This window comes from Pseudomonas fluorescens (assembly GCF_902498065.1).
In the GTDB taxonomy this organism is placed as follows: Bacteria; Pseudomonadota; Gammaproteobacteria; order Pseudomonadales; family Pseudomonadaceae; genus Aquipseudomonas; species Aquipseudomonas fluorescens_BJ.
In genome coordinates this window covers 433,071-455,444 of record NZ_CABVIR010000003.1, presented here as the reverse complement: position 1 = coordinate 455,444, position 22,374 = coordinate 433,071, and the positions used below count along the sequence as shown (strand labels likewise).

At 60.6% G+C, this 22,374-nt stretch carries 20 protein-coding genes and 1 pseudogene; 3 read left to right on the top strand and 18 right to left on the bottom strand.

Going from position 1 to position 22,374, the window contains the following annotated elements; all coding sequences use genetic code 11:
* Nucleotides 1-77: 77 nt before the first annotated feature.
* The 12 genes and pseudogenes from madM to F8N43_RS14840 form a co-directional block, all read right to left on the bottom strand.
* A complete protein-coding gene (gene madM / locus F8N43_RS14895; protein WP_150632798.1) occupies nucleotides 78-842 on the bottom strand; it encodes a malonate transporter subunit MadM in 765 nt (254 codons plus the stop codon).
* A 1-nt stretch (nucleotide 843) separates the two neighbouring features.
* Nucleotides 844-1,260, bottom strand: a complete 417-nt coding sequence (gene madL, locus F8N43_RS14890; protein WP_150632797.1) for a malonate transporter subunit MadL — start codon at nucleotides 1,258-1,260, stop codon at nucleotides 844-846.
* Nucleotides 1,261-1,324: 64 nt separating this feature from the next.
* Nucleotides 1,325-2,236, bottom strand: coding sequence for a malonate decarboxylase subunit epsilon (mdcH, locus tag F8N43_RS14885; protein ID WP_150632796.1), 912 nt, complete (start codon nucleotides 2,234-2,236; stop codon nucleotides 1,325-1,327).
* Complete coding sequence (locus F8N43_RS14880) at nucleotides 2,233-2,853, bottom strand: malonate decarboxylase holo-ACP synthase (protein WP_150632795.1); 621 nt, start codon at nucleotides 2,851-2,853, stop codon at nucleotides 2,233-2,235. Before F8N43_RS14880 ends, mdcH begins: the two co-directional genes overlap by 4 nt.
* The gene (mdcE, locus tag F8N43_RS14875; protein ID WP_150632794.1) at nucleotides 2,847-3,650 is read right to left on the bottom strand and encodes a biotin-independent malonate decarboxylase subunit gamma; all 804 of its coding nucleotides are present in this window, start codon (nucleotides 3,648-3,650) and stop codon (nucleotides 2,847-2,849) included. Before mdcE ends, F8N43_RS14880 begins: the two co-directional genes overlap by 7 nt.
* On the bottom strand, nucleotides 3,647-4,489 hold the full coding sequence (locus F8N43_RS14870) for a biotin-independent malonate decarboxylase subunit beta (RefSeq protein WP_150632793.1): 843 nt from the start codon (nucleotides 4,487-4,489) through the stop codon (nucleotides 3,647-3,649). The genes mdcE and F8N43_RS14870 overlap by 4 nt, the downstream gene beginning before the upstream one ends.
* Nucleotides 4,482-4,781: a malonate decarboxylase subunit delta gene (locus F8N43_RS14865; protein WP_150632792.1), complete on the bottom strand. Its 300-nt coding sequence runs from the start codon at nucleotides 4,779-4,781 to the stop codon at nucleotides 4,482-4,484. Before F8N43_RS14865 ends, F8N43_RS14870 begins: the two co-directional genes overlap by 8 nt.
* Complete coding sequence (locus tag F8N43_RS14860; protein ID WP_150632791.1) at nucleotides 4,781-5,656, bottom strand: triphosphoribosyl-dephospho-CoA synthase; 876 nt, start codon at nucleotides 5,654-5,656, stop codon at nucleotides 4,781-4,783. The genes F8N43_RS14865 and F8N43_RS14860 overlap by 1 nt, the downstream gene beginning before the upstream one ends.
* Nucleotides 5,656-7,326 (bottom strand): malonate decarboxylase subunit alpha, encoded by a 1,671-nt coding sequence (gene mdcA / locus F8N43_RS14855; protein WP_150632790.1) that lies wholly within the window; start codon nucleotides 7,324-7,326, stop codon nucleotides 5,656-5,658. The genes F8N43_RS14860 and mdcA overlap by 1 nt, the downstream gene beginning before the upstream one ends.
* Before the next feature lie 130 nt (nucleotides 7,327-7,456).
* Nucleotides 7,457-8,305 carry an RHS repeat-associated core domain-containing protein gene (locus F8N43_RS14850; protein WP_224787830.1) on the bottom strand — a complete coding sequence of 283 codons (849 nt, stop codon included), beginning with the start codon at nucleotides 8,303-8,305 and terminating at the stop codon, nucleotides 7,457-7,459.
* Nucleotides 8,306-8,319: 14 nt separating this feature from the next.
* A pseudogene (locus F8N43_RS29875) lies at nucleotides 8,320-8,665 on the bottom strand (hypothetical protein).
* Nucleotides 8,628-9,257 (bottom strand): transcriptional regulator, encoded by a 630-nt coding sequence (locus F8N43_RS14840; protein WP_150637989.1) that lies wholly within the window; start codon nucleotides 9,255-9,257, stop codon nucleotides 8,628-8,630. Before F8N43_RS14840 ends, F8N43_RS29875 begins: the two are co-directional and overlap by 38 nt.
* Nucleotides 9,258-9,564: 307 nt before the next feature.
* On the opposite strand from F8N43_RS14840, the gene F8N43_RS14835 reads away from it, so the two are divergent.
* Nucleotides 9,565-9,936, top strand: a complete 372-nt coding sequence (locus tag F8N43_RS14835) for a DUF6124 family protein (RefSeq protein WP_150637990.1) — start codon at nucleotides 9,565-9,567, stop codon at nucleotides 9,934-9,936.
* 146 nt (nucleotides 9,937-10,082) lie between these two features.
* Here the strand turns inward: F8N43_RS14835 and F8N43_RS14830 are convergent, their stop codons facing one another.
* The 6 genes from F8N43_RS14830 to pilG all read right to left on the bottom strand — a co-directional run bounded on the left by F8N43_RS14830 (nucleotide 10,083) and on the right by pilG (nucleotide 20,157).
* A complete protein-coding gene (locus F8N43_RS14830) occupies nucleotides 10,083-10,541 on the bottom strand; it encodes a chemotaxis protein CheW (protein WP_150632786.1) in 459 nt (152 codons plus the stop codon).
* Nucleotides 10,534-16,539, bottom strand: a complete 6,006-nt coding sequence (locus tag F8N43_RS14825) for an Hpt domain-containing protein (RefSeq protein WP_150653966.1) — start codon at nucleotides 16,537-16,539, stop codon at nucleotides 10,534-10,536. Before F8N43_RS14825 ends, F8N43_RS14830 begins: the two co-directional genes overlap by 8 nt.
* A 37-nt stretch (nucleotides 16,540-16,576) precedes the next feature.
* On the bottom strand, nucleotides 16,577-18,634 hold the full coding sequence (locus F8N43_RS14820; RefSeq protein WP_150632784.1) for a methyl-accepting chemotaxis protein: 2,058 nt from the start codon (nucleotides 18,632-18,634) through the stop codon (nucleotides 16,577-16,579).
* Between the two features lie 148 nt (nucleotides 18,635-18,782).
* Nucleotides 18,783-19,316: a chemotaxis protein CheW gene (locus tag F8N43_RS14815; RefSeq protein ID WP_150632783.1), complete on the bottom strand. Its 534-nt coding sequence runs from the start codon at nucleotides 19,314-19,316 to the stop codon at nucleotides 18,783-18,785.
* Between the two features lie 10 nt (nucleotides 19,317-19,326).
* On the bottom strand, nucleotides 19,327-19,692 hold the full coding sequence (gene pilH / locus F8N43_RS14810; RefSeq protein WP_150632782.1) for a twitching motility response regulator PilH: 366 nt from the start codon (nucleotides 19,690-19,692) through the stop codon (nucleotides 19,327-19,329).
* A gap of 60 nt (nucleotides 19,693-19,752) precedes the next feature.
* On the bottom strand, nucleotides 19,753-20,157 hold the full coding sequence (gene pilG / locus F8N43_RS14805) for a twitching motility response regulator PilG (protein WP_027926573.1): 405 nt from the start codon (nucleotides 20,155-20,157) through the stop codon (nucleotides 19,753-19,755).
* 234 nt (nucleotides 20,158-20,391) lie between these two features.
* On the opposite strand from pilG, the gene gshB reads away from it, so the two are divergent.
* Nucleotides 20,392-21,345, top strand: coding sequence for a glutathione synthase (gene gshB / locus F8N43_RS14800; protein WP_150632781.1), 954 nt, complete (start codon nucleotides 20,392-20,394; stop codon nucleotides 21,343-21,345).
* Nucleotides 21,346-21,422: 77 nt separating this feature from the next.
* Nucleotides 21,423-22,322, top strand: a complete 900-nt coding sequence (locus F8N43_RS14795) for an energy transducer TonB (RefSeq protein WP_150637994.1) — start codon at nucleotides 21,423-21,425, stop codon at nucleotides 22,320-22,322.
* The last annotated feature ends 52 nt before the right edge of the window (nucleotides 22,323-22,374 follow it).

Below are 22,374 nucleotides of genomic sequence, written 5' to 3'. Positions count from 1 at the left end.
TCTGAACCGTCTCCACATTTCACCGGGCTGCTCATGAAACCCGGTAAATGTGGAGGCATCCATTAACAAATTCGGAACTACCCAACAATCCCGCGAACAATGAAGTACAGCAACGAAGGCCCAAGCAGGCACCCAAGCCCGGTATGAAACGTCGCGGTCAACGCGCCATAAGGCACCAACCGCCGATCCGTCGCCGCCAACCCGGCCGTCACACCGCTGACGGTGCCGGCCAACCCACCAAACACCATCGCCGAACGCGGGTTATCCAGCCCCATCCAGCGTGCGGCCATCGGTGTGCCGACCATCACCAGAATGGCCTTGATCAACCCGGTGGCAATCGACAACGCCATCACATCGGAACTGGCGCCAATCGCCGCACCAGTGACCGGCCCGACGATGTACGTCACCGCGCCCGCACCGATGGTGGTCATGCTCACCGCATCGCGATAACCGAACGCCCAGGCAATGCTCGCCCCGACAATGAACGGCAGAATCGTGCCCAGCAGCAGCGCGATCACGCCGATCATCCCGGCCTTCTTCGCTTCGGTGGCCTGCACTTCGAAGGCCGTGGCGACGATGGCAAAGTCGCGCAACATCGCGCCGCCCATCAAACCGATCCCCGAGAACAGTGTCAGGTCCGCCAGGCCTTTTTGCCCGCCGGTCAGGGTGCCGCCGACCCAGGCCAGTACCAGGCCAATGACGATGGCAATCGCCGAGCCATGAATCCGCCCGAACGTCAGGCGTTTAGACAACACCACCGACACCCACATGATCACGCCGACAAACGCGAACGCCGTGACCAGACCGTTATGTTCCAGACCTTTCTCGATGAGAGCCCACATATCAGCGACCTCCTACGGGTGTGCCAACGGGGATTGTTTCCTCGGGTTCATCGGGCAACGGTTCGCCTTTGTGGGTCCGGCTGATCAAGGCAATGGTGCAGCCGCAAAGCACCACCGAACCGATCGCGGCGAGTACCGCCACCGGGCCGCCGTGCAACGCGGTCACGACGTTCTGCTGTGCCGCCATCGCCACCACCACCGGAATGTACATCGCGCCCCAGAAGCCGACACCCATTTCGCAATCCTTGGTCATGCCGCCGCGCTTTTGCATCCACAACCGCGCGCAGATCAACAGGATCATCGCGATCCCGACACCGCCGACGTTTGATTTCACACCCAGCAACACGCCAAGCATGTCACCCATGATCACCCCTGCCAGCGTACAGATCGCCAACAGCGCCACACCGTAAATAATCATTGTTGTAGTCCTCAAAGTGCATCGTCGAATGTTGTTTTTGTTTTCGAAGGCTTGAGTCGGTGGTCTAGGGTTGGCGGCTTCCCTCCTCACGCAACAGCGCCTGCAAGGTGTCGAGCCGCGCCCCGTCGAACGCAATCACGGTGCCTTGCTCGAACACCCGGCGCGCCAGCCCGGTCAGCACCGCACCGGGCGGCAGTTCGATCTGTAGCCGTACGCCGCGCTCGTAGGCGCTTTGTACCGTGCCGCGCCAATCGACGATGCGGCACATGTTGTAAGCCAGGTCTTCGCGCAAGGCTTCGATGTTGATGATGGGCCGGGCGCGACTGCCGCTGAGATAGCCTAACGTCGGCGATTTCAGCAGCACCCTGGCGAAGGCTTCGGCCAGGGTTTTCGCTGGTGCATCCAGCAGCGGACAGTGCGACGGCACACTGACGGCCAAGCGTTTTGCCAAACCGGCACCGCGACGCTTCGCCAACACCGCCACTGCGTTCATTGCTTCATCGCTGCCGGCAATCACCACCTGGTTATCGGCGTTGATATTGGCCAGATAAACCGGTGAGTCGACGCTGTGAACCTGCGCCAGCAACGCTTCCACTGTCGCCAGATCGAGGCCGATGATCGCCGTCATGCCATAACCGTCTGGGTAAGCCTGCTGCATCAGCTCACCGCGCAGGCTGACCAGATGCAGCGCATCGCTGAAACTCAAGGCACCGGCCACCACCGCCGCGGGATAGGCGCCGATGGACAAGCCCGCCACGTAATCCGGTGCCATGGATAACTGACGCGACGCTGCGACACCGGCAATCAACAGGCATAGCTGAACCGCCCGTGTCGATTTCAGCGCTTCGGCAGAATCGAGCAACAACGCGTCTTCGCCGAGCACTTCACTGGCCTCGATCACCGTCTCGCGCGGCAAACGATGGAGCATGCCCGGCTGCTGCGCGCCTTGCCCTGGGAACACCAGCAAACTGCTCACGCTGCTTGCTCCTGCGGGTTCCACGGATCAATCACCAGACAGGCTTGACTGGCATCTTTCAGCAGCACCCGGCGTGCGGAACCGGCCCATTCACGCAGGGCGACGGCGCCGAAAGGCGTCTGCAATTGCATGTCCACCTGGCACACAGCCGTGTCCAGAATCTTCAGCAGTGCCTGCGCCTTCAAGCGATCCAACGGTTGCGGTGTGCGCAGGATCAAGTCGAGATCGCTGCCCTCGTGCAATGCCTGGAAACCGCTGGCCAATTCAAACCCGACGCTACCGCTGACACCCCACACCCAACCGCAGCCATCGAGCCGCGGCCGCAGTTGGCACAGGGCTCGCACTGCCGGCAGATCCCGATCAATCGAGACATGGCAAAGTTCTTCCGGCCTGACGCAACGGGAAATCGCATCGACCGACATCACCGTCGCAAAGCGCTGCTCACGCAACCGACCACGTACCCCGACCGCGATGACATCCGGCGCACTTGGCGCACGCCGAACCACCACTGGCTGTCCCGCATGGAGCGACTCGACCACCCACGCGGGCGCGTCCACGGGCAACTGCTCCGGGGTCATCCCCCACAGCAGGTCGTGAGCCAGAAACATGTTCACCACTGTTCTCTCAGCAGTTGGCGAACCTTGCTCGATGCGGCGCGGTTGCTCGCGCCCAAGCGGCCGCTCAAATCGCGACCGCTTGTGGCAACATCGCCAATCGCCAGACTCAGGCATTCCGTCACCCGCGCCAGATCCGCTGAGGTCGGCTGCTCAATCTGCTCCACCGACAGGGTTTCCCAAAGCAGACCGAGACTGGCGTAGCTGTCGATGTCATACGCCATCGGCGGCACACTGGCGGCCAGTGCCTCCAATTCTTCAACACTGCGCAAGGTCACCCGCGCCGCTGACGCCTTGCCCATCGCATGCACCATCACGCCCGGATCACGCAGCGCGATCAACCGATTGGCCTGATACCCATGGGCCAGAAACGCCCCGGACATCGCCTTGCCCACCAGCAAACCAATCACCGCATGGCCGGCCAACCGGGCGCGGGCATAACTGTCTGCCGCAGCGGCCAATGCCTGATGAATGCCGAGTGCTTCTTCGCGCCGACCGTAGGCCTGACTCGGCACATCGACGATCGCGATCACGGCGCGCTTGTGCGATTTGTCAGCGTCAGCCGCGATGATTTCATCCACAGCCTTGGCCAACCCCCAACCTTCCAGCAAACCCACTTCACCGTTGCGAGCGCGGACAAAACGGTTGTCGGGATCAGCCACCACCGCGATAAACCGCACGGGTTGTTCGCCCACCACACCATCAGCGACCTTCAACGAAGCCGGCAGGCCGTCCACCGGTTTCGCGCCCGCACTCAAGGCGTTGAACCAGTGCAAACCTCTCAGGGAATACGAACTCATGAGCGCTCTCCTTGATACAGATCGCGAACCGTCGCCGCATCGATTTGCGGCTCGGCGTCCAGGCGGGCCAACCGTTGCAGGAACAGATCGGCCTGACGGCTGCGTTGTTGTTCCGGCAAGCCTTGTTGCAGCAATTCACTGACCTGCTGCCGGATCTGCGCCACGTCATCGGCAACAAAGCGATCCGCCAACCCGCTGGCAAAACGTTGCTCGCCACCGGTCAGGCTCCAGATGAAAGGACGGTCGCGCGAGTCGTATTCCTCAAGCCCGGCTTCCTGTTCGATCACCTGCGGACCGTTCAGACCAAGCCGTGCTTCCTGAGTCACCAACAAATAGCTGCACAACCCGGCGGCAATCGACATCCCGCCAAAGCAACCGACGCTGCCCGCCACCACGCCGACAACGGGTTGGTATTGGCGCAGATCGACAATCGCCGCATGAATGTCGGCAATCGCTGCCAGCCCAAGGTTGGCTTCCTGCAACCGTACACCGCCGGTTTCCAGCAGCAACACGGCGCGGGTCGGAATGCCGTTTCGGTTGTCGTCAGCGGCCAGTTCCAGTGCTCCGGCAATCTTCGCCCCGCCGACTTCACCGAGGCTGCCGCCCTGAAACGCACCTTCGATGGCGGCGATGACCACCGGCAACCCACCGATGCTGCCCTTGGCGATCACTACGCCGTCGTCGGCTTGCGGCACCACGCCCTGGCGCGCCAGCCACGGCGACATGACGCGTTGAAACGGGTCGAGCAATTCGCGCAAGGTGCCGGTGTCGAGCAAGGCTTTCGCCCGTTGCCGCGCGCCCAGTTCGACGAAGCTGTGTTTGTTCAGGAGATCAGTCATGGCCAATCTCCTCAAAGCCTTGTTCCAGACGCAAGCGCACCACGCCGGGTGTCGCGCCGAAGTCGTGGATATCGATGGCCATCGCCGACGGTGTCTGGCCGTCGAACATCCGCGCAAACAGATGCTGCCAGCGTTGTTCGGCGCCATTGACCGAGGTCTGCACCTTGATGGTCAGCTTGCCGGCCTGACCCGGTTCAATCATCACTTCCAGATCGCCCGAGCCGACACAACCCACCAGCGTGCGTCCGCGTGGCGGCTGCCCGGCGGGGAATTCAAAGGATAAGGTTTCCATCAAAACGCTCCCTGGTTGATGCCGTCAGCCGACTCGATACGGTCGATGAACAGGCAGGCGGCGAGCAAGTCCGCAGCACCGCCGGGCGAGGCATTCAACGCGATTAATTGTTGGTCCAGCTCATGCAAACGACGTCGGCCGGCGAGGCTGGCACTGCCGCCCGCGTCAAGCACCGCTTGGGCGCCGAGCTGCATGGTTTGCAGGCCGTGTTCGCCGGCGCGGTAGAGCACGCAGGTGTCGGCCAGTCGGGTCATGATCGCCAGCAAGGCATCGAGTCGGGCGTTCTGTTCGCCATGGCCGGCGGCGCGGCTGCGTTTGAGTTGCGGCAGTGCGCGTTGAATCACCGAAGGGAAACCGAGTTGGGCTTCTTCTCGGGCACCGCGAGCGCCGTAGCGTTGGGCGACCTGGGCGCCGTGACTGAGCGGACGCGGGGCGTAGCGGTCATCGAGCAACGCCAGGCGCGCGGCGCGCAACGTGATTGAACCGCCAACGTTGGCGTGTGGCTCCAGTGCAGCAGCAGCCACCAATAGACCCAAGGCCCAGATCGCCCCGCGATGGGTGTTCACGCCGCCAGTCGTGGTGAGCATCGCTTGCTCCCCTTCCCGACCAATACGCCCGACAGCTTCGCGCAGCGGCAAACCAACGTCGCCAAACTCAATGGCCGCTTCCGCCATTTCCTTGAACGCCGGCCACAGCGACAACGCCGACGCGTGCATCAGCCCGAGGTGCAAATCGGTATGCGCGCCATTGCCGCGACGATCGACCAGCGCCGGTTTCGGCGACAAATCCGCTTCGTCGATCAGCGCGTCCACCGCCAAGTCCGCCAGCCGTTCGGCCAGGGTTAACGTTTTTGGTTGCAGGTTGAAGGCGTGCATTACCAGCTCCTGAATTTGGCGGGCGGGTTGTAGAGGCCACCGGACCACTCGACCAGATCCGCCACGCTTTTGGCGGCGAGCAATTCGCGGGTGGCGTCGGTGCGGCGGATGCCGAGGTCTTCAGGCAAGGCAATCAAGCCTTCGCGGCGCATGCGGGCGGTGTCTTTCGGGTTGTGGCGCAGGCCGATGACGGTCACGCCGGCGACGGCGGCGATCATCGCCTGGCGTTCTTCCAGCGAACGCGCCTTGTACAGATAGGCGATGCCTTCTTCGGTCAGCAGGTGGGTGACGTCGTCGCCGTAGATCATGATCGGCGCCAGCGGCATGCCGCTTTTCTTCGCCACTTCAATCGCGTCGAGGGTTTCGACGAAGGTCGGTTTGCCGCCCTCCTGGAAGGTCTCGACCATTTGCACCACAAGTTTTTTGCCGCGCTCGAGCAAGGGTTCCGGCGCATCGCCGTGGCGCATGTCGAGCCAGGCCGGCGTGCCGTGACGACGCCCACGCGGGTCGTGGCCCATGTTCGGCGCCCCGCCAAAACCGGCGAGGCGACCACGGGTCACGGTGGAAGAATGGCCGTCACCATCGACTTGCAGGGTCGCACCGATGAACAGGTCCACCGCGTATTGCCCGGCCAGTTGGCTGAACATCCGGTTGGAGCGCAGGGAGCCGTCACGCCCGGTGAAGAACACGTCGGGCCGCGCGGCGATGTAGTTTTCCATGCCCAGTTCGGTGCCGAAGCAATGCACGCTTTCGACCCAGCCGCTTTCGATGGCTGGAATCAGGGTCGGGTGCGGATTGAGCGTCCAGTTGCGGCAGATCTTGCCTTTGAGGCCGAGGGATTCGCCGTAGGTCGGCAGGATCAATTCGATGGCGGCGGTGTTGAAGCCGATGCCGTGGTTCAGCGACTGGACGTTGTGTTTTTCGTAGATCCCGCGGATCGCCATCATCGCCATCAGCACATGCACAGGCTTGATGTGCCGTGGGTCGCGGGTGAACAGCGGCTCGATATAGAACGGCTTGTCCGCCACCACCACGAAATCGACCCACGAGGCGGGGATGTCGACGCGTGGCAAGTCAGTGACGTCGTCCACCAACTGATTGACCTGCACGATGACGATGCCGTCGCTGAAAGCCGCCGGCTCGATCAATGCCGGCGTGTCTTCAGTGCTGGGGCCGGTGTAGATATTGCCGGCGCGGTCGGCCATGAAACCGGCCGAGAGCACGACGTTGGGAATCAGGTCGACCACCAATCGTGCGTAGAGCTCGATGTAGGTGTGGATCGCGCCGATTTCCAGCAAGCCATCTTCAAGCAATTGGCTGATGCGCAGGCTTTGAGTGCCGGCAAAGGAGAAGTCGAGCTTGCGCGCAATGCCACGCTCGAACAGGTCCAGGTGCTCGGAACGGCCGACGCTGGGCATGATCATGTGCAGGTCGTGGAGCTTGCCGGGATCAGCCTTGGCCAGTGAGCGGGAAAGAAAATCCGCCTGCTTCTGGTTGTTGCCCTCCAGTACCACGCGGTCGCCGGGCAGGATCAGGGCTTCGAGCGCCGCCACGATATTGTCGGTGGGCAGGACCACACCGTCGGCCAAGCCCTTGACCAACGCCAGACGCCGCTGCTTCTCACTGCGCCGCCGCGTCCATCGCGAGTCGGGGGATATTGTTGTTGTCATGACCACTCCACGGGTTCGCTGTCGTGGGGGTCACCTTAGGAGGGTTGGGTGGGGGGTATCAATCAAGCAGAGTGGTGGATTGTTACGGCTAGGGTAATGAATCATCAAAATCCCGGTTTTTAGCATTTGATCAATTGTTTCCCAAATTTTCATTTCTGATTAATCTTGATGCTGCTTTGATGTTAGAGGGCGAGGGAACAAGCCCTATACCTTCAACGACTTCAAAGCTTTCTTCCAAGTCAAACATCACACTACGGAGCTTATTACTATGTTGTTCTATATGACCGGCCCTTGGTGTTTTTATAAAATGCAGGAGTGCATCTTTCCGATACTTATGGACGCGAGTCTCATAAAAACGCTCCATAAGAGTATTGTTAAAATTACCGTCATCGGGCTGCGCTATGATCACCGGCATTTCCTCTGGAAACAGTCTAGGCCGTTTAACAGCTGGGGCCGGCGAAAAGCGTTTCGATGAAGTTTGAATACCAAACAGTTCTTTTGGTTGCAATTTACTCATACCAAATGGACTCTGTCTCGTACTATGTTTTACTAACTCAATATCCCTGCCGCTCCATGAATACCAAGGTGTTCTGGCAATTAATGCATGACGAGATTTAATATACGTCGTCGACGCGTTCGCGATCCATGGAGCAGAAAAACGGCCGCTTTCATCACTCCGATTAATCGGATCACCCAAACAATAAGCGTAAGTATTCACCCCACCCTTGCCAAACGGACTCAACTTGTCCGGACTATTAAACCGCATCAAAACCGGATTAAACGCCCGATATCCATTGCCCAACAAATAATCTCCGGTACTTGCTTCCGGAAATTCGCCGTTGAAACCAAGCCGACACATTGATGTGCTTTTTTTGCAATGATAGCCATAAGGCGTATAAGCGATTGAACCTGATGAACGCCTGTCAATCGCTTGTATTACCGACCGCTGCTGATCTGTGGCGAGTAACGTGATGTTCAAAGTCCGCACTCCTGCTAAACCTTTGCATAGCGCACATATTCGGCGTTATTGCGAAACTTTTCTACTATCAGAACTGATAGTTCGGGCGCAGACGGAAATTTTTTGGTGTGAATAAGTGTGCTCACACATTGGAACAAACATCCTCGTCGACTTGCCTGATCCTCATCCATATAGCCTTCGTACTCCGCCAGGTTCCGTCGCTCATGACACAAGGCGAATAGCCGAACCTGCACTTTGCCGATATCAGCGGTGTGAATCCACAGCCGAACGCAGCAACCCCTCACATTCCTTGCGATCCGGTGGCTCGGCTTTCAGTCCACCACTACGTAACAGGTTCTCCAGATTCTCGTTGCTGCCCATCCTTGGACTCCAAAGGGTTTCCCCCCATCAGGTTGATCTTGTCTTGCTGCGCTACCCGCACGACAAAACTGTTTTCAGCCGCCAGTTTTGCCGCCCAGTCGTCGGGGGTGTAGAGCGTCGGGTTGAGGACGCGGCCCAGTTGCTCCTCCAGAGGCATCAGCCGCTCCATGACTTCACTGTAGTGCAGGCCTTCGCCGATCAGCATGAGACCAATGTCACTGGATGCGTTTGCCTGATCCTTGGCGATAGAACCGTACACAAATGCCCAGGTGATCTGTTCGGCAAAGGGTTGAAGCGCCTGACGCAGAGGCTCGGCAATGCCAAAAGTTTTGCGGGCGATGCCCAACAGCTCAGCATAAATCGGGCATTGCGGATTGGCCTGATAGTGGGTCTGGTTGCCCTGGCGGCTCAGGGTCAGCACGCCTGCCTGTTGCAACCGATCCAGCTCTCGCATGAGGCTGCCTTTACCCACTTGAGCCCAGCGGGCGATTTCGTTGGCGTAAAAACTTCGATCGGGTTTGCCGAACAACAAGCCCAGCACTTTTTGCTGAGTGGTGGTGAACAAGGCTTCGCTGAGGGAAAGGTTTTTCACAGTGGCAACCGATGAGTCCCAAAAAGGGAACGATAGGTCCCTTTTTGGGAATCTTCAACCTTCGCCAGCCTAGCGGTGGGTTTGTGTTTAAAAGTTTGTCCGCAGGAACGGTGAGAGGCTACGCAGTCTGGCGTCGCAGCCTACAGCAATGCCGGAAGCCGCTGACTGGTGAGCTTTTGCGCGGATCTTTATCGTTTGGGGGTCGCTGCCAATTCAGCGACCGGGGTCTGGAACCTCCGAAAAAACGGGAGCAAATGCGCCATTCATAACGAATGGGACAACTCCAATCTGTAAGCGGAAACTCAATATGTCCAAGGAAACGCCAAACCCAGCAGACAACACTGACACCGATTCCCTAGAAGCTCTCGAAGCCGAGAAACTCAAAGAAGCCGCCGACCGCGTCTTCGCGCACTACTTCCCCCCGGCTGACGAAAAACCGGGCAAGCACCAAAAATTCCAGCTCTTCACCGTCTCCCCCGATATCAACACCGAAGCCCTTCTGGCCAATGCCTCTGAAGACCTGTTGTCCATCAGCGCCATTGCGGCCGATCTTGCGGACGGGGTGGAAGGCTCGCGCCGCTCGGTAGCCTTGGCGATCAGCCGAATGGCGGACGGCGTGCAGTTGTTGGTGGAGCGTGCGCTGGATCATCATGAGGCGTTGGCTCAGGCCAAGGTTTAGCCGTCAGGCTTGCGGTGAATTGAAGGCCGCCATCGCCGGCAAGCCGGTCTCGCTCCCACATTGGATCTGCGGTGTACACAAATCCCCTGTGGGAGCGAGACCGGCTTGCTCGCGATGGGGTCCGTGAAATCACAGCAAAATCAGGATCAGTCGATCAGCCCGGCACTCACCAACAATTCCTCCAGCGCCAACAAATCCGGCACCTTGGCCACCTGATCACCCACCTGCACCGCCGCCTGTTCCAGCGAAGACAACGGCACATCGACATAGCTCAATTGACTGTCGAGCTTGTACGACCGTGGAATCCCCTGCACCAGCAATGCGATGAATTTCAGCTCCGGTCGCCCACCGAGCGCATTGAGAATCACGATCCGCGCCCGCTCGCCAATCACGGTTTTTTCGCCGCACGCCGACTCAAAACTCAGCAACGGAATCTGCCGCTCCCGCCAGCTCACCCGACCGAGATACCACGGTGGCGTATCGAGATCGAACGCCCCCGGCTGATAGTCGATCAGCTCTGCCACCGCCACGTTGGGCAAAATCAGGTTGCGGTCTGCCAGGGGCAATAGCAGCCCGGTGAGGTTGCTGGTGCGATGCTCAAGCATGGGTTTTGCTCCACAGGGCGATGCTTTCGAGCAGCACCGATTCCTGGTACGGCTTGCCGAGGTAGTCGTTGACGCCGATGGCCATGGCGCGGTCTCGGTGTTTCTGGCCGGTGCGCGAGGTGATCATGATGATCGGCAGGTGCTTCAGTCGCTCGTCGGCGCGCACCTGGGTGGCGACTTCGAAGCCGTCCATGCGCGGCATTTCGATGTCCAGCAGCATCAGGTCCGGCATGTGCTCTTCGAGCAGCAGCATGGCATCGACGCCGTCCTTGGCCGTCAGCACACTCATGCCGTGGCGTTCGAGCAAACGGCTGGTGACCTTGCGCACGGTGACCGAGTCGTCGACCACCATGACCAGCAAGGGTTTGTGCGGCTCGGATTCTGCGTCCTGCCTCAGCGGTTGTTGCGGCACCCGCGCCTGCATCGCACGGATCGGCGCCAGCAAATCGATAATCAGCACCACGCGGCCATCGCCGAGAATCGTCGCCCCGGACAAGCCCTGCACCGCCGCGAATTGCGGGCCGAGGCTTTTCACCACGATCTCGCGGGTGCCGGCCATGGCATCGACCTGAACCGCGATGTGGCGCTCGTTGCATTGCACCAGCAACACCGGCAACGGCAGGCTCTGGCCCAGCAGTTTCGGGCGCGTGCTGGTTTTCAGCAGTTCACCGAGGTAGCACAGTTCATAGTGCTGCCCGGCGTATTTGTAGGTCGGCGGATCGAGCCGATAATGCCCTTCGAGCTCGTTGGGCAGCACGCGCACGATACCGTCGATGGTGTTCAGCGGGATCGCGTATTGGTCCTCGCCGCACTGCACCATCAGCGCCCGATTGACCGACACGGTGAACGGCAGACGAATGCGGAAATGCACGCCCTGCCCCGGCACAGAGTCGATGCTCATGCTGCCGCCCAGTTGCCGTACCTCTTCGTGGACCACGTCCATGCCGACGCCGCGCCCCGAAATCTGAGTGATTTTTTCGGCCGTGGAGAACCCCGGTTGCAGGATGAATTGCAGCACGTCGCGGTCGCTGATGTCGCTGTCGGCGGCCAGCAAGCCGCGCTTGATCGCCTTGCGCCGTACCGCGTCCAATGGCACACCGGCGCCGTCGTCGCGGATGTCGAAAATGATGTCGCCGCCCTCGCGCGACAGGTCGAGGGTGATCCGCCCTTGCGCCGGTTTTCCGGCCGCGATGCGCACTTCTGCGGATTCCAGGCCATGGTCCACCGCGTTGCGCAGCATGTGCTCCAGCGGCGCGGCCATGCGTTCAAGAACGTTGCGGTCCATCTCGCCTTCAGCGTTGCCGACCACGAATTCCACGTCCTTGCCCAGTTCGCTGGCGACCTGGCGGACGATGCGTTTCAAACGCGGCAGCATCCGCTCGAACGGCACCATGCGCGTACGCATCAAGCCTTCCTGCAATTCGGTGTTGATGCGGCCCTGCTGTTGCAGCAAGTTTTCCGCGTCCTGATTGCGCCGGTCGAGGGTTTCCTTGAGGTCGAGCAGGTCGGAAGCGGATTCGAACAGTGCCCGCGACAGTTGCTGCAACTGCGAGTGACGGTCCATTTCCAGCGGGTCGAATTCTTCGTAGCCCGAACGCTCGGCATCGACTTGCTGGCGGCTGAGAATCCTGCCCTGGGTTTCGGTATCGAGCCGGCGCAATTGATCACGCATGCGCTCGATGGTGGTTTCCATTTCATTCAGCGCCACGTGGGCGTCGTTGACCTGCTGTTCGATGCGGCCACGGAAGATCGAGGTTTCCCCGGCCAGGTTGACCAAGTCGTCGAGCAGTTCCGCCGAGACCTTGACCATGTCGGCACCGGCATCAACTTGTGGCACAGGCGCCTCGACCTTTGGCGCAGCGGGCACGGCAACCGGTGCTTCGAGCACCTCCGGATGGCTGAAATTCCTGATCGCGTCGATCAGCCGATCCGCTGGCGGCAACGGTTGACCGGCGCGGGTCGCATCGAGCATTTGCGCCAGTAGGTCATGACTGCTTTGCAACAGCCCGAACAGCGCGGCAGTCGGTTTCAGCATGCCCGCGGACAAGCCTTCGTAGAGAAATTCCAGCTCATGGGCGAGGTCGCCGATCGGGCCGATTTCCACCATCCGCGCACCGCCCTTGAGGGTGTGCAGATCACGCAGCAGGGTTTCCATTTCCTGACGACTGGAAGGTTCGGCCTGCCAGCGAACCAACGCAGCGCCGGAGTTTTCGATGATGTCGAAACCTTCCTCGAGGAAGATTTCCAGCAGCTCCGGATCATGCCCCGGTGAGTCCTCGGCCCGCGCAGGCTCGGCGACTTCTGGCGCACTGGCGTTGCCTTGGCGGAACTCGCGAATGGCTTCGATCAGCTCACCCGGATCACCCAGCGGCTTGAGGTTCTGTAATTGCTCAAGCAGTTGCGCCAGTCGGTCATGGCTCTGTTGCAACAGCTGCGCCAGCGTTTCGCCGTGGCTGTAGCGGCGATCGACAAGCCCTTCGTAAAGGCTTTCCAGCTCATGGGCGAGGTCTGCGACCGGCTCGACTTCGGCCATCCGCGCACCGCCCTTGAGCGTGTGCAAATCCCGCTGCAACGACAGCAACGGCGCGGCGTTGTCCGGGTCATTCAGCCAGCGTTGCAGGGCCTGACCGGCGCTTTCGAGGATGTCCACCGCTTCTTCGAGGAAGATCGAAACGATCTCATCGTCTAGCTCATGATCCTTTGTGGGAGCGAGCCTGCTCGCGATGGATTCATAGGCGCCGCGTTTATCCTGCAATAATGCGTCATCGTTGACGTCCATCGCGAGCAGGCTCGCTCCCACAGGGGGTAGCGTGTTTTCAAGTTCGGCGGTGACGCTACCCAGTTCGCGAATGCTCAGGGTACGGCTGCCGTCACTGCGAATCAGGCCCATGGCCGATGGGTCGAGGCTCTCATCGAGCAAACCGCGCAAGGCCCGGATACGCTCCGGTTGCGGGCTGACTTCCTGACCGGCAGCGAGTTCGTCGAGCATGTTGATCAGCGCTTCGTGGGCACTTTGTGCCTCATGGAAAAACGCCTCGCTGACCGCCAGGCTGCTTTCCTCGACGGCACCGTAGAGATCGAGCAAGGCTTCACAGAGCTCATCCACCGGATGCAAGTCGGCCAGGTGCGCGCCTTCGCCGAGGGTGGTCAACTCATCCAGCAGCGCACTGAGTTCCTGACGTTCACCGGGGTGCTGCTGCCAACGCTGCAACAGGCTTTCGGCGTCCAGCAGGATGTCCATGCCCTGGGCGAGAAAGTTGTTGATCAACTGCGGATCGCGCTTGGTTCGCAGCGCCATGCTCGGCGTGTTTAACAGCGCTTGCAGACGCTCGGCCAGCAACGCCTGGGTTCTTTCGATCAACGAACGGGCGCCAGGAATCTCGGCCAGCGGATCGACCTTGAGCTGTCGCAGCCCGACGCGGAACACGCCTTCGGCTTCGAGCAGCAGTTCGACCTCGTCGAGGTCCAGGGCGATCAGGTGCGCCTTGTACTCGCGGGCCAGGTGATCCAGCGGCGCGGCCAACTCGGCAATCGGCAACACACCGGCCATGGACGCGCTGCCTTTGAGCGTGTGCAAGGCGCGTTGCAATTCGTCGCTGGCCTGCAACGGCACATGTTCGGCGGCCTGATCGAGGAAACGGTTGAGGCTGGCCAGATGGGTTTCGGCCTCGTTGCGGAAGATTTCCAGCAACAACGGATCGAGGGCCGCGACATCCTGCTCGTCCTCATCGGCCAACGGCTTGTCACCCTTGGCGAGCGCATGGGCGCGGGCGGCCAACTGGTCCACGTCGTTGCGCTGACGCTGGGCATTGCCGGCAAACTCAGCCACCAGTTCCGGCAGCAGGTTCAATACATCACCGAGCAGTTGCTGCACCGCCGGCCCGGGTTCAACGCTGCGCTCCAACACGCGATTGAGCAGGTTTTCCACAGCCCACGCCAGCTCACCCAGCACCAGCGCGCGCACCATCCGGCCACTGCCTTTGAGCGTGTGGAAGGCTCGGCGCAGTTCGCTCAGGGTCGATTCGCTTTCGGGTTTGGCCGCCCAGCGCGGCAAGTATTCCCGGAGGATTTCCAGGACCTCGTCGGTTTCTTCGAGGAAGACTTCCCGCAGTTCATCGTCTATCGGCTCTTCACCTGGCGGCGGTGGCAACAGGCTGCCCGGCGTACTCAGGGCCGGCGGATTGACCGCCAACACCGGGTTGGCGAGGACATCGGCCAAGGTCTGGACGACGTCGGGATCGTCCAGTTCCTGCAAGTCTTGCATGACCTGCGCCTCACTCGGGCTGAGCACTTCGTCCAGCACCGGCACAGTCTGTTCGCTGGGGAAAAGGCCGAGCGCTGCCAGACCCTTTTCCGCCACATCGAGCAATTGCTCAGCGGACGCTTCGGGGTCGTCGCTCAGACGCTCAAGGTAATACTCGATGCTGGTGATGACGTCGGCCAGGCTGTCCAGCGCCTGCCAGCCGGGCTGGTCCGGGTCCAGCAGCAGATGCTCGCGGATAAAGTGGTTGCAGGCTTCGATCAGGCTCGCCACACGGTTCAGCGGGATCATCGCCAGTGCGCCGCGCACCTGAGTGAGCAAGGCCGGCAACGGTTGCAAATGCTGGCGGTCCCAGTCGGCGTCGATGTAGTCGACGATCATGTCCTTGGCTTGTTGCAGGCAGATACGCGCCTCCTTGATCACGATCTGGTGAATCTGCGTCAGGTCAGTGGTTGGCAGGCGGCTGTCTTCCTGGCTCTCCGGCTCGACAGTGCCAACCATGCCGGCCAGCGTCGCCTCGACGTAAAGCAAGGCGCCGGCAACGTCCATCAGGATCGCGTCGTTGGGTTCGCGCTGGCCTTGGGCAAGGCTGAGCACCACCGCGAGTTGATCGATGATGACCTTGCGCGGCTGGCCGAAACCGAGCACCGCCAAGGTGTCGGCGATTTGCCGCAGCGGTGCCAGCAGGCTTTCGAGGTCCGAGGCGTGCTGGCGGTCGCTGCGCACGAACAGGTCCAGGCGTTCTTTGACCCGTACCAGTTCTTCGCACAGCGCGGCCAGCACCGAGCGCATGGCATCGCGGTCAGGGCCGGCCAGCCGAGCCCGTTCTTCATCGACCATCGCGCTGTCAGGTAGCGCATAGTCCAGTCCGTAGCGATCTTTCATGGTCAGCATCTGCCCGGTGGGGTGTTCGGCTTTGGCGATGTAGAACAGCAAACTCTTGAGCAACTCCGGCGGCGCCGGCTGATTGATCGCGCACATGCCCTGTTCGAGCAGGCGCTTGAGTTCTTTGTCAGCGTCTTTTAACAGGCTGCGCAGGGCCGGGCTGTTGGCGATTGAGCCGCCGCGCATGCCTTCGACCAGCGCCGAGCAAACTTGCCACAACGGGCTCAGCGGCGCATTCCCGCACAGCCCTTCGAGGCGTGAAAACACGGTGTTCAGGTAACCGAGGTGGGTGTCGTCATCTTGCTCGCGCAGCAAGCCGGCCAGGGCCATCTGCAACATCTGGCGCAACTTGCGCAATACGTTCGGCAGGTCCGCCGGTTCCAGCAGCGCCAGCGCCTCTTCATCCAGTGGCGGCAGGTCCGGCAATTGCGGGGTGAACAGGCTCGTTTCCGATAACAGGCTTTCTCCACGGGCGCTGCGCAGGTCGTTGATCAGCGGCAACACCACCAACGGCAAATCGCGGCGCGCGCCTTGTATGCGGTCGAGATAGACCGGCAGCTGACCGATCGCTTGCAGCAACAAGCGGATCGCTTCGTCGCGATGAATGACGCGGTCCTGTTGCAAGGCTGCGGTCAGTTGTTCCATTTCTTCGGCGAGCAGGGCCGCGCCGTAGAACTCGACCATCTGCAAACTGCCGTGAACCTGATGGATGCACGCCAGGCATTCACTGAGGGCGTGCGTCGCCTGAGGGTCATCAAGCAACGTTTCAATCGCCTGGTGAGCCACTTTCAGCGTTTCGGCAATCTCGCCTTTGACCCATTCGAGGGCCACATAGTCGTGCCGATCACCCATAACCACTCCGTTCATCGTTCGAGCGCCCGCGGGCGCTTCACACTTTATCCACAGTCTGCGCCTTGGCGGCCGGCAAGGTGAAACCGGACACCGAGCGTCGCAACTGGCTGGCCATTTTCGCCAGGTTACCAATGCTCTCGGCCGTGGCGGTGGAGCCGGACGAGGTCTGCGTGGTGATCTGCTGGATCACGTTCATCGTCAGGGAAATCTGCCCGGCCGAAGACGTCTGCTGTTGGGCCGCGTTGGAAATACTCTGGATCAATGCCGCGAGGGTTTTCGACACGCCTTCGATTTCCTCCAGGGCCACACCGGCATCCTGCGCCAGACGCGCACCGCGCACCACTTCGGTGGTGGTCTGCTCCATGGAAATCACCGCTTCGTTGGTATCGGCCTGGATCGCCCGCACCAGCGTTTCGATCTGCCGCGTCGCGGCGGACGAACGCTCGGCCAGCCGTTGCACCTCGTCGGCCACCACCGCAAAACCGCGTCCGGCATCACCGGCCATGGACGCCTGGATTGCCGCGTTGAGCGCAAGTATGTTGGTCTGGTCGGCAATGTCATCGATCAGGCTGACAATGTCGCCGATCTCTTGGGAGGACTCGCCCAGACGCTTGATGCGCTTGGCGGTGTCCTGAATCTGTTCGCGAATGTTGTCCATGCCGTGGATGGTGTTGTGCACCACTTCGTTGCCCTTGTTGGCAATTTCCACGGAACGCTCGGCCACCGCCGAAGATTCGGCGGCGTTGGCCGAGACCTGATCGATGGACTGTGCCATGTCGTTGATCGCGGTGGAGGCTTCGCTGATCTGTTGCGCCTGATGCTCCGAGGCCTGCGCCAGGTGCATGGCGGTGGCCTGGGTTTCCTGCACGGCGGCGGCGACTTGGCCGGCGGTGAGGTTGATGGTTGCCACGAGATCGCGCAGCTGGTCCACGGAATAGTTGATCGAATCGGCGATGGTCCCGGTGAAGTCTTCGGTCACCGAAGCGGTCACGGTCAGGTCGCCGTCGGCGAGGTCTTCGATCTCGTCGAGCAGGCGCATGATCGCATTCTGGTTGCGTTCGTTCTTCTCGGCCGTCTCGCGCAGCTGACGGTTGGTTTCGCGTACCATCACCATACCGATGAGGATGATCGACATCAGCGCCGCCAGACCCAGTACGTAGCCGCCAATGGTGTCTGTATTGCGCCCGCCGGCAAGGTTTTCGAACCCGGTGGCCAGGTGCGAGGCTTCGTCGAGCAGGGTTTGCGACAAGCTGAAAATATTGGTCGCCGATTCGCGGACCTTGAACAGCTCCGGCGAGGTTTCGAGGATTTCATCGACCGAACCGGAAACGAATTCGAACAGCTCGGAAATCTCGACCAGTCGGGCACGGGCATCCTGGTCTTCGACCTGGCTGACTTTAAGCGCCGGATTGCCCTGGAGCATGCCCGTGAGCACTTGGCCAAAACGCGCGGCGTCGCGGCCGAACGCATCGGCGGCCTGTTGCGAACTTTCGTCGCCGGACAGCACGGTGTTCACCGCGCCAAGGATACGTTCGGCCAACAACGACTGCCGCTGGGCCATCGCGACCTGAGCGGCAGGTGCGCCGCGTTGCAGGAGGATTTCGACGACTTTTTCGTATTCGACCTGCAACTGTGGCACGGTTTCGGCCAGCGTGGCGGCGACTTGATGCAGCGACAAAACCGTCTGTTCGCTGGAAAGGATGGCGTCGGTGTTTTTCAGCAGACGCTCCCAATCCAACTGCACGGCGCGCATTTCCGGGCGCACGGTGGCCGGTGCCGGCGGCAGCCCGGTGGAAGGGTCGCCTTTCTTCAGATAGCCCCAGCGCTGGGCAAAATCGTTGCGTGCATCGCTCAGCAACTTGAACGCCGCAGCCTTGCCGGCGGCGGCTTCAGTGGCGTTTTTGGCGATACGCTGGGACAGCACGCGTAGCTCACCGGCGTGGCCGATGTACTGTTTGTCGTACGAAGACTGGGTGTTGAGATAAGCGAAGTTGGCGAACAGCAGCATGATGAAGACAATCAGCGCGATGAACAGCGCGATGATCTGCGACCGGCTGCGCGACCCTTCCGGCTTGCCTGTTTTTGCTTTTATCATCGGTCCTCGCCTGTTAACCAACACCCTAATGCCCATCGAAGTTCTCCTGTGGGAGCGAGCCTGCTCGCGATTCAGGCGCCGCGGTGTCTCAGGAACACCGCGTTATCGTTCAATCGCGAGCAGGCTCGCTCCCACAAGGGATCGGGGGTTACAGCGCTACGTGCATAAAGCTTTGCGACTGCGCCAGCGCGAACGGGCTGAACACCTGCCAATTCTGCTCACGCTGAAACCGGCCTTTGATGAACGGTGCAATCGGGCCGCTCACGTTATTCACCGGCTGCAAACTGTCCTGGGCAAAGTGCTGAAGGCCGAAAACCTCATCGACCATCAACCCGGCAAACACCTCGTTATGCTCCACCACCAATACCCGCCGCTGCTTACGCACAGTCGATAGCTCATGGCCAAAGAAGCCGCACAAATCCATCATCGGCAGCAAGCGCCCGCGCAGGTTGGCCACGCCTTTCACCCACGGTTTGACCCCCGGCAGTTGCGTGAACCGCGGCTCGTGCAGGACTTCGCTGACTTCACCCATCGGCGCGACATACCAAGCCTCACCCAAACGAAAACCGATGCCGCTCCAACTGTCCTGTCGGGTCGGCTGCGACGGCAGGTCCGCCGCCAGCAGACGGCAACGCTGGTCGATCTGCAGCAGCAGTTCGAAGGCGGTCAGCGACTCGGTCATGGTCGGGAGATCAACCGGCCAGCACGTTGTTCAGGGTCTTGATCAGGGTGTCTTCGTCGACCGGTTTGGTCAGGTAATCCTTGGCGCCCTGGCGTGTGCCCCAGACCTTGTCGGTTTCCTGATCCTTGGTGGTGATGATGATCACCGGGATGTGCCCGGTTTCCGGGTCTTTGGTCAACTGGCGGGTCGCCTGGAAACCGTTGAGGCCGGGCATGACGATGTCCATCAGCACCGCGTCGGGTTTTTCCAGACGGGCCAGGGCCACGCCGTCGGCGCCGTTTTCGGCTTTCAACACTTCATGACCGTGCTTTTCCAGCATGCCGGTCAATTTGTACATTTCGGTCGGCGAATCATCGACGATCAGAATACGTGCCATGGTTTTCCCCATTCTTCTTGTCGACGCCGGGCCCGCTGGCCGAGCGTCACTGTGCGTGTCCTACTGCGGCAAAACGGCGGCGAAGCCCGGTACATGGGCCTGGATCGCGTTCAGCAGTTCTTCCTTGCTGAAAGGCTTGGTCAAAAACTGGTCGGAACCGACGATGCGCCCCTTGGCCTTGTCGAACAGCCCGTCCTTGGACGACAGCATGATCACTGGCGTGGACTTGAACGCACTGTTGTTCTTGATTAAAGCGCAGGTCTGATAGCCATCCAGACGCGGCATCATGATGTCGACGAAAATGATGCCTGGATGATTGTCGGCAATCTTGGCCAGGGCATCGAAACCGTCGATGGCCGTGATGACCTCACACCCCACGTTCTTCAGCAGCGTTTCGGCGGTGCGGCGAATCGTCTTCGAATCGTCGATCACCATGACCTTCAAGGCGCTGGAATGCTGGTCCATAGATGCTCTGCCGTCGCCTTTGCGAATCAATTTGTCCGTTTCCGATAACCGGAGGCTCGAAACCCTTGATGTTTAAGGGCCAGAACGATATGGCAGCCTTTTTAGCACAGTCTCCAAATGCAATCTATCGGGGGACTGGCGCGGTGGTTTTTCCTTGACCGGGAACACACTCGGCGCCACTCTGACGCCACTTTTTCGTGTCCTTTCGGACCACCCCATTTCGAGGAAAAACCCATGAGCGTTCGCGTCGGGATTGTCATGGACCCTATCGCCAGCATCTCCTATAAAAAGGATAGCTCGCTGGCCATGCTGCTGGCCGCACAGAAGCGCGGTTGGGAACTGTTCTATATGGAACAGGGCGATTTGTATCAGGCCGAAGGTCAAGCGCGGGCGCGGATGCGGCCGCTGAAAGTCTTCGCCAACCCGGAAAAATGGTTCGAACTGGAAGCCGAGACGGACGCGCTGTTGAGCGATCTGGACGTGATCCTGATGCGCAAGGATCCGCCGTTCGACATGGAGTTCGTCTACTCCACTTACCTGCTGGAGCAGGCCGAGCGCGCCGGCGTGCTGGTGGTCAACAAGCCGCAGAGCCTGCGTGACTGCAATGAAAAACTGTTCGCCACGCTGTTTCCGCAGTGCACGCCGCCGACCATCGTCAGCCGTCGCCCGGACGTACTGCGCGAGTTCGCCGATCATCACGGCGACGTGATCCTCAAGCCACTGGACGGCATGGGCGGTTCTTCGATCTTCCGTCACACCGCCGGCCACCCGAACCTGTCGGTGATTCTCGAAACCCTGACCTTGCACGGCAAGCAGCAGATCATGATCCAGGGTTACCTGCCGGCGATTGTCGACGGCGACAAACGCATCCTGATGATCGACGGCGAGCCGGTGGATTATTGCCTGGCGCGGATTCCGGCCGCCGGCGAAACCCGTGGCAACCTCGCGGCCGGTGGTCGTGGCGAAGCCCGTCCGCTGACCGAGAAAGACCGCTGGATCGCCGCGCAAGTCGGCCCGACCCTGCGCGAGAAAGGCCTGCTGTTCGTAGGCCTGGACGTGATTGGCGAGCACCTGACGGAAATCAACGTCACCAGCCCGACCTGCATTCGCGAGATTGATAATGCGTTCGGCACCGACATAGGCGGGATGCTGATGGATGCCATCGATCAGAAGCTCAAGGCTCGTTGATATAGAACAGCCAGGATCGAACCAACATTGCGTTATCATGCGCGGCCTGTGAAAAACGCGATGTTGGTTTTCTTGTCATGACACTTCCGTCCGATCTGCCCGCCGAACTCGCCCACCGTGGTGTGCGCCCGGCCGATCGCCTCGGATTTACCCTGTTTCTCGCGGCGCTGATTCACCTGGCCTTGCTGTTGGGCGTCGGATTCACGATGGTCGAACCCAAGCAAATCAGCAAAACCCTGGAAATCACCCTCGCCACCTTCAAGAGCGAAAAGAAGCCGGCAAAGGCTGACTTTCTCGCCCAGGAAAATCAGGAAGGCAGCGGTACCCTGGATAAAAAGGCGATTCCCAAGACCACCGAGGTCGCGCCGTTCCAGGACAACAAGGTGCAAAAAGTCACGCCACCGCCGGCCGCCAAGCCTGAAGTGCAGGAAGCGCCGCCCAAGGCTGCCGTGACCACTGTCGCACCGAAACCGAAAAAAGCCGCAGCCAAGACCGAAGAACCCAAACCCGTGACCAAACCTGCGGTCGCCGCGCCGACGTTCGACAGTGAACAGTTGTCCAGCGACATCGCCAGCCTCGAAGCGGAACTGGCCAACGAACAACAGCTATACGCCAAGCGCCCGCGCATTCACCGTCTGAGCGCCGCTTCGACCATGAAAGACAAGGGCGCCTGGTACAAGGACGAATGGCGCAAGAAGGTCGAGCGCATCGGCAACCTCAATTACCCCGACGAAGCGCGGCGCCAACAGATTTACGGCAATCTGCGCTTGATGGTCTCGATCAACCGCGACGGCTCGCTGTATGAAGTGCTGGTGCTCGAGTCCTCCGGGCAACCGCTGCTGGATCAGGCGGCACAGCGGATCGTAAGGCTGGCAGCGCCGTTTTCGCCGTTTACCGGGGATTTGTCGGACATCGACCGACTGGAAATCATCCGGACGTGGAAGTTCGCGCGCGGGGATCGCCTCTTCAGTAATTAGTCACGATGCATAACCCTGTGGGAGCGGGCTTGCCCGCGAAAGCGGTCTTTCT

Coding starts and splice junctions, on each gene's coding strand:
- madM (WP_150632798.1), bottom strand. CDS start 842: ATGTGGGCTCTCATCGAGAAAGGTCTGGAACATAACGGTCTGGTCACG.
- madL (WP_150632797.1), bottom strand. CDS start 1,260: ATGATTATTTACGGTGTGGCGCTGTTGGCGATCTGTACGCTGGCAGGG.
- mdcE (WP_150632794.1), bottom strand. CDS start 3,650: ATGAGTTCGTATTCCCTGAGAGGTTTGCACTGGTTCAACGCCTTGAGT.
- F8N43_RS14870 (WP_150632793.1), bottom strand. CDS start 4,489: ATGACTGATCTCCTGAACAAACACAGCTTCGTCGAACTGGGCGCGCGG.
- F8N43_RS14865 (WP_150632792.1), bottom strand. CDS start 4,781: ATGGAAACCTTATCCTTTGAATTCCCCGCCGGGCAGCCGCCACGCGGA.
- F8N43_RS14860 (WP_150632791.1), bottom strand. CDS start 5,656: ATGCACGCCTTCAACCTGCAACCAAAAACGTTAACCCTGGCCGAACGG.
- mdcA (WP_150632790.1), bottom strand. CDS start 7,326: ATGACAACAACAATATCCCCCGACTCGCGATGGACGCGGCGGCGCAGT.
- F8N43_RS14835 (WP_150637990.1), top strand. CDS start 9,565: ATGTCCAAGGAAACGCCAAACCCAGCAGACAACACTGACACCGATTCC.
- F8N43_RS14830 (WP_150632786.1), bottom strand. CDS start 10,541: ATGCTTGAGCATCGCACCAGCAACCTCACCGGGCTGCTATTGCCCCTG.
- F8N43_RS14825 (WP_150653966.1), bottom strand. CDS start 16,539: ATGGGTGATCGGCACGACTATGTGGCCCTCGAATGGGTCAAAGGCGAG.
- F8N43_RS14820 (WP_150632784.1), bottom strand. CDS start 18,634: ATGATAAAAGCAAAAACAGGCAAGCCGGAAGGGTCGCGCAGCCGGTCG.
- F8N43_RS14815 (WP_150632783.1), bottom strand. CDS start 19,316: ATGACCGAGTCGCTGACCGCCTTCGAACTGCTGCTGCAGATCGACCAG.
- pilH (WP_150632782.1), bottom strand. CDS start 19,692: ATGGCACGTATTCTGATCGTCGATGATTCGCCGACCGAAATGTACAAA.
- pilG (WP_027926573.1), bottom strand. CDS start 20,157: ATGGACCAGCATTCCAGCGCCTTGAAGGTCATGGTGATCGACGATTCG.
- gshB (WP_150632781.1), top strand. CDS start 20,392: ATGAGCGTTCGCGTCGGGATTGTCATGGACCCTATCGCCAGCATCTCC.
- F8N43_RS14795 (WP_150637994.1), top strand. CDS start 21,423: ATGACACTTCCGTCCGATCTGCCCGCCGAACTCGCCCACCGTGGTGTG.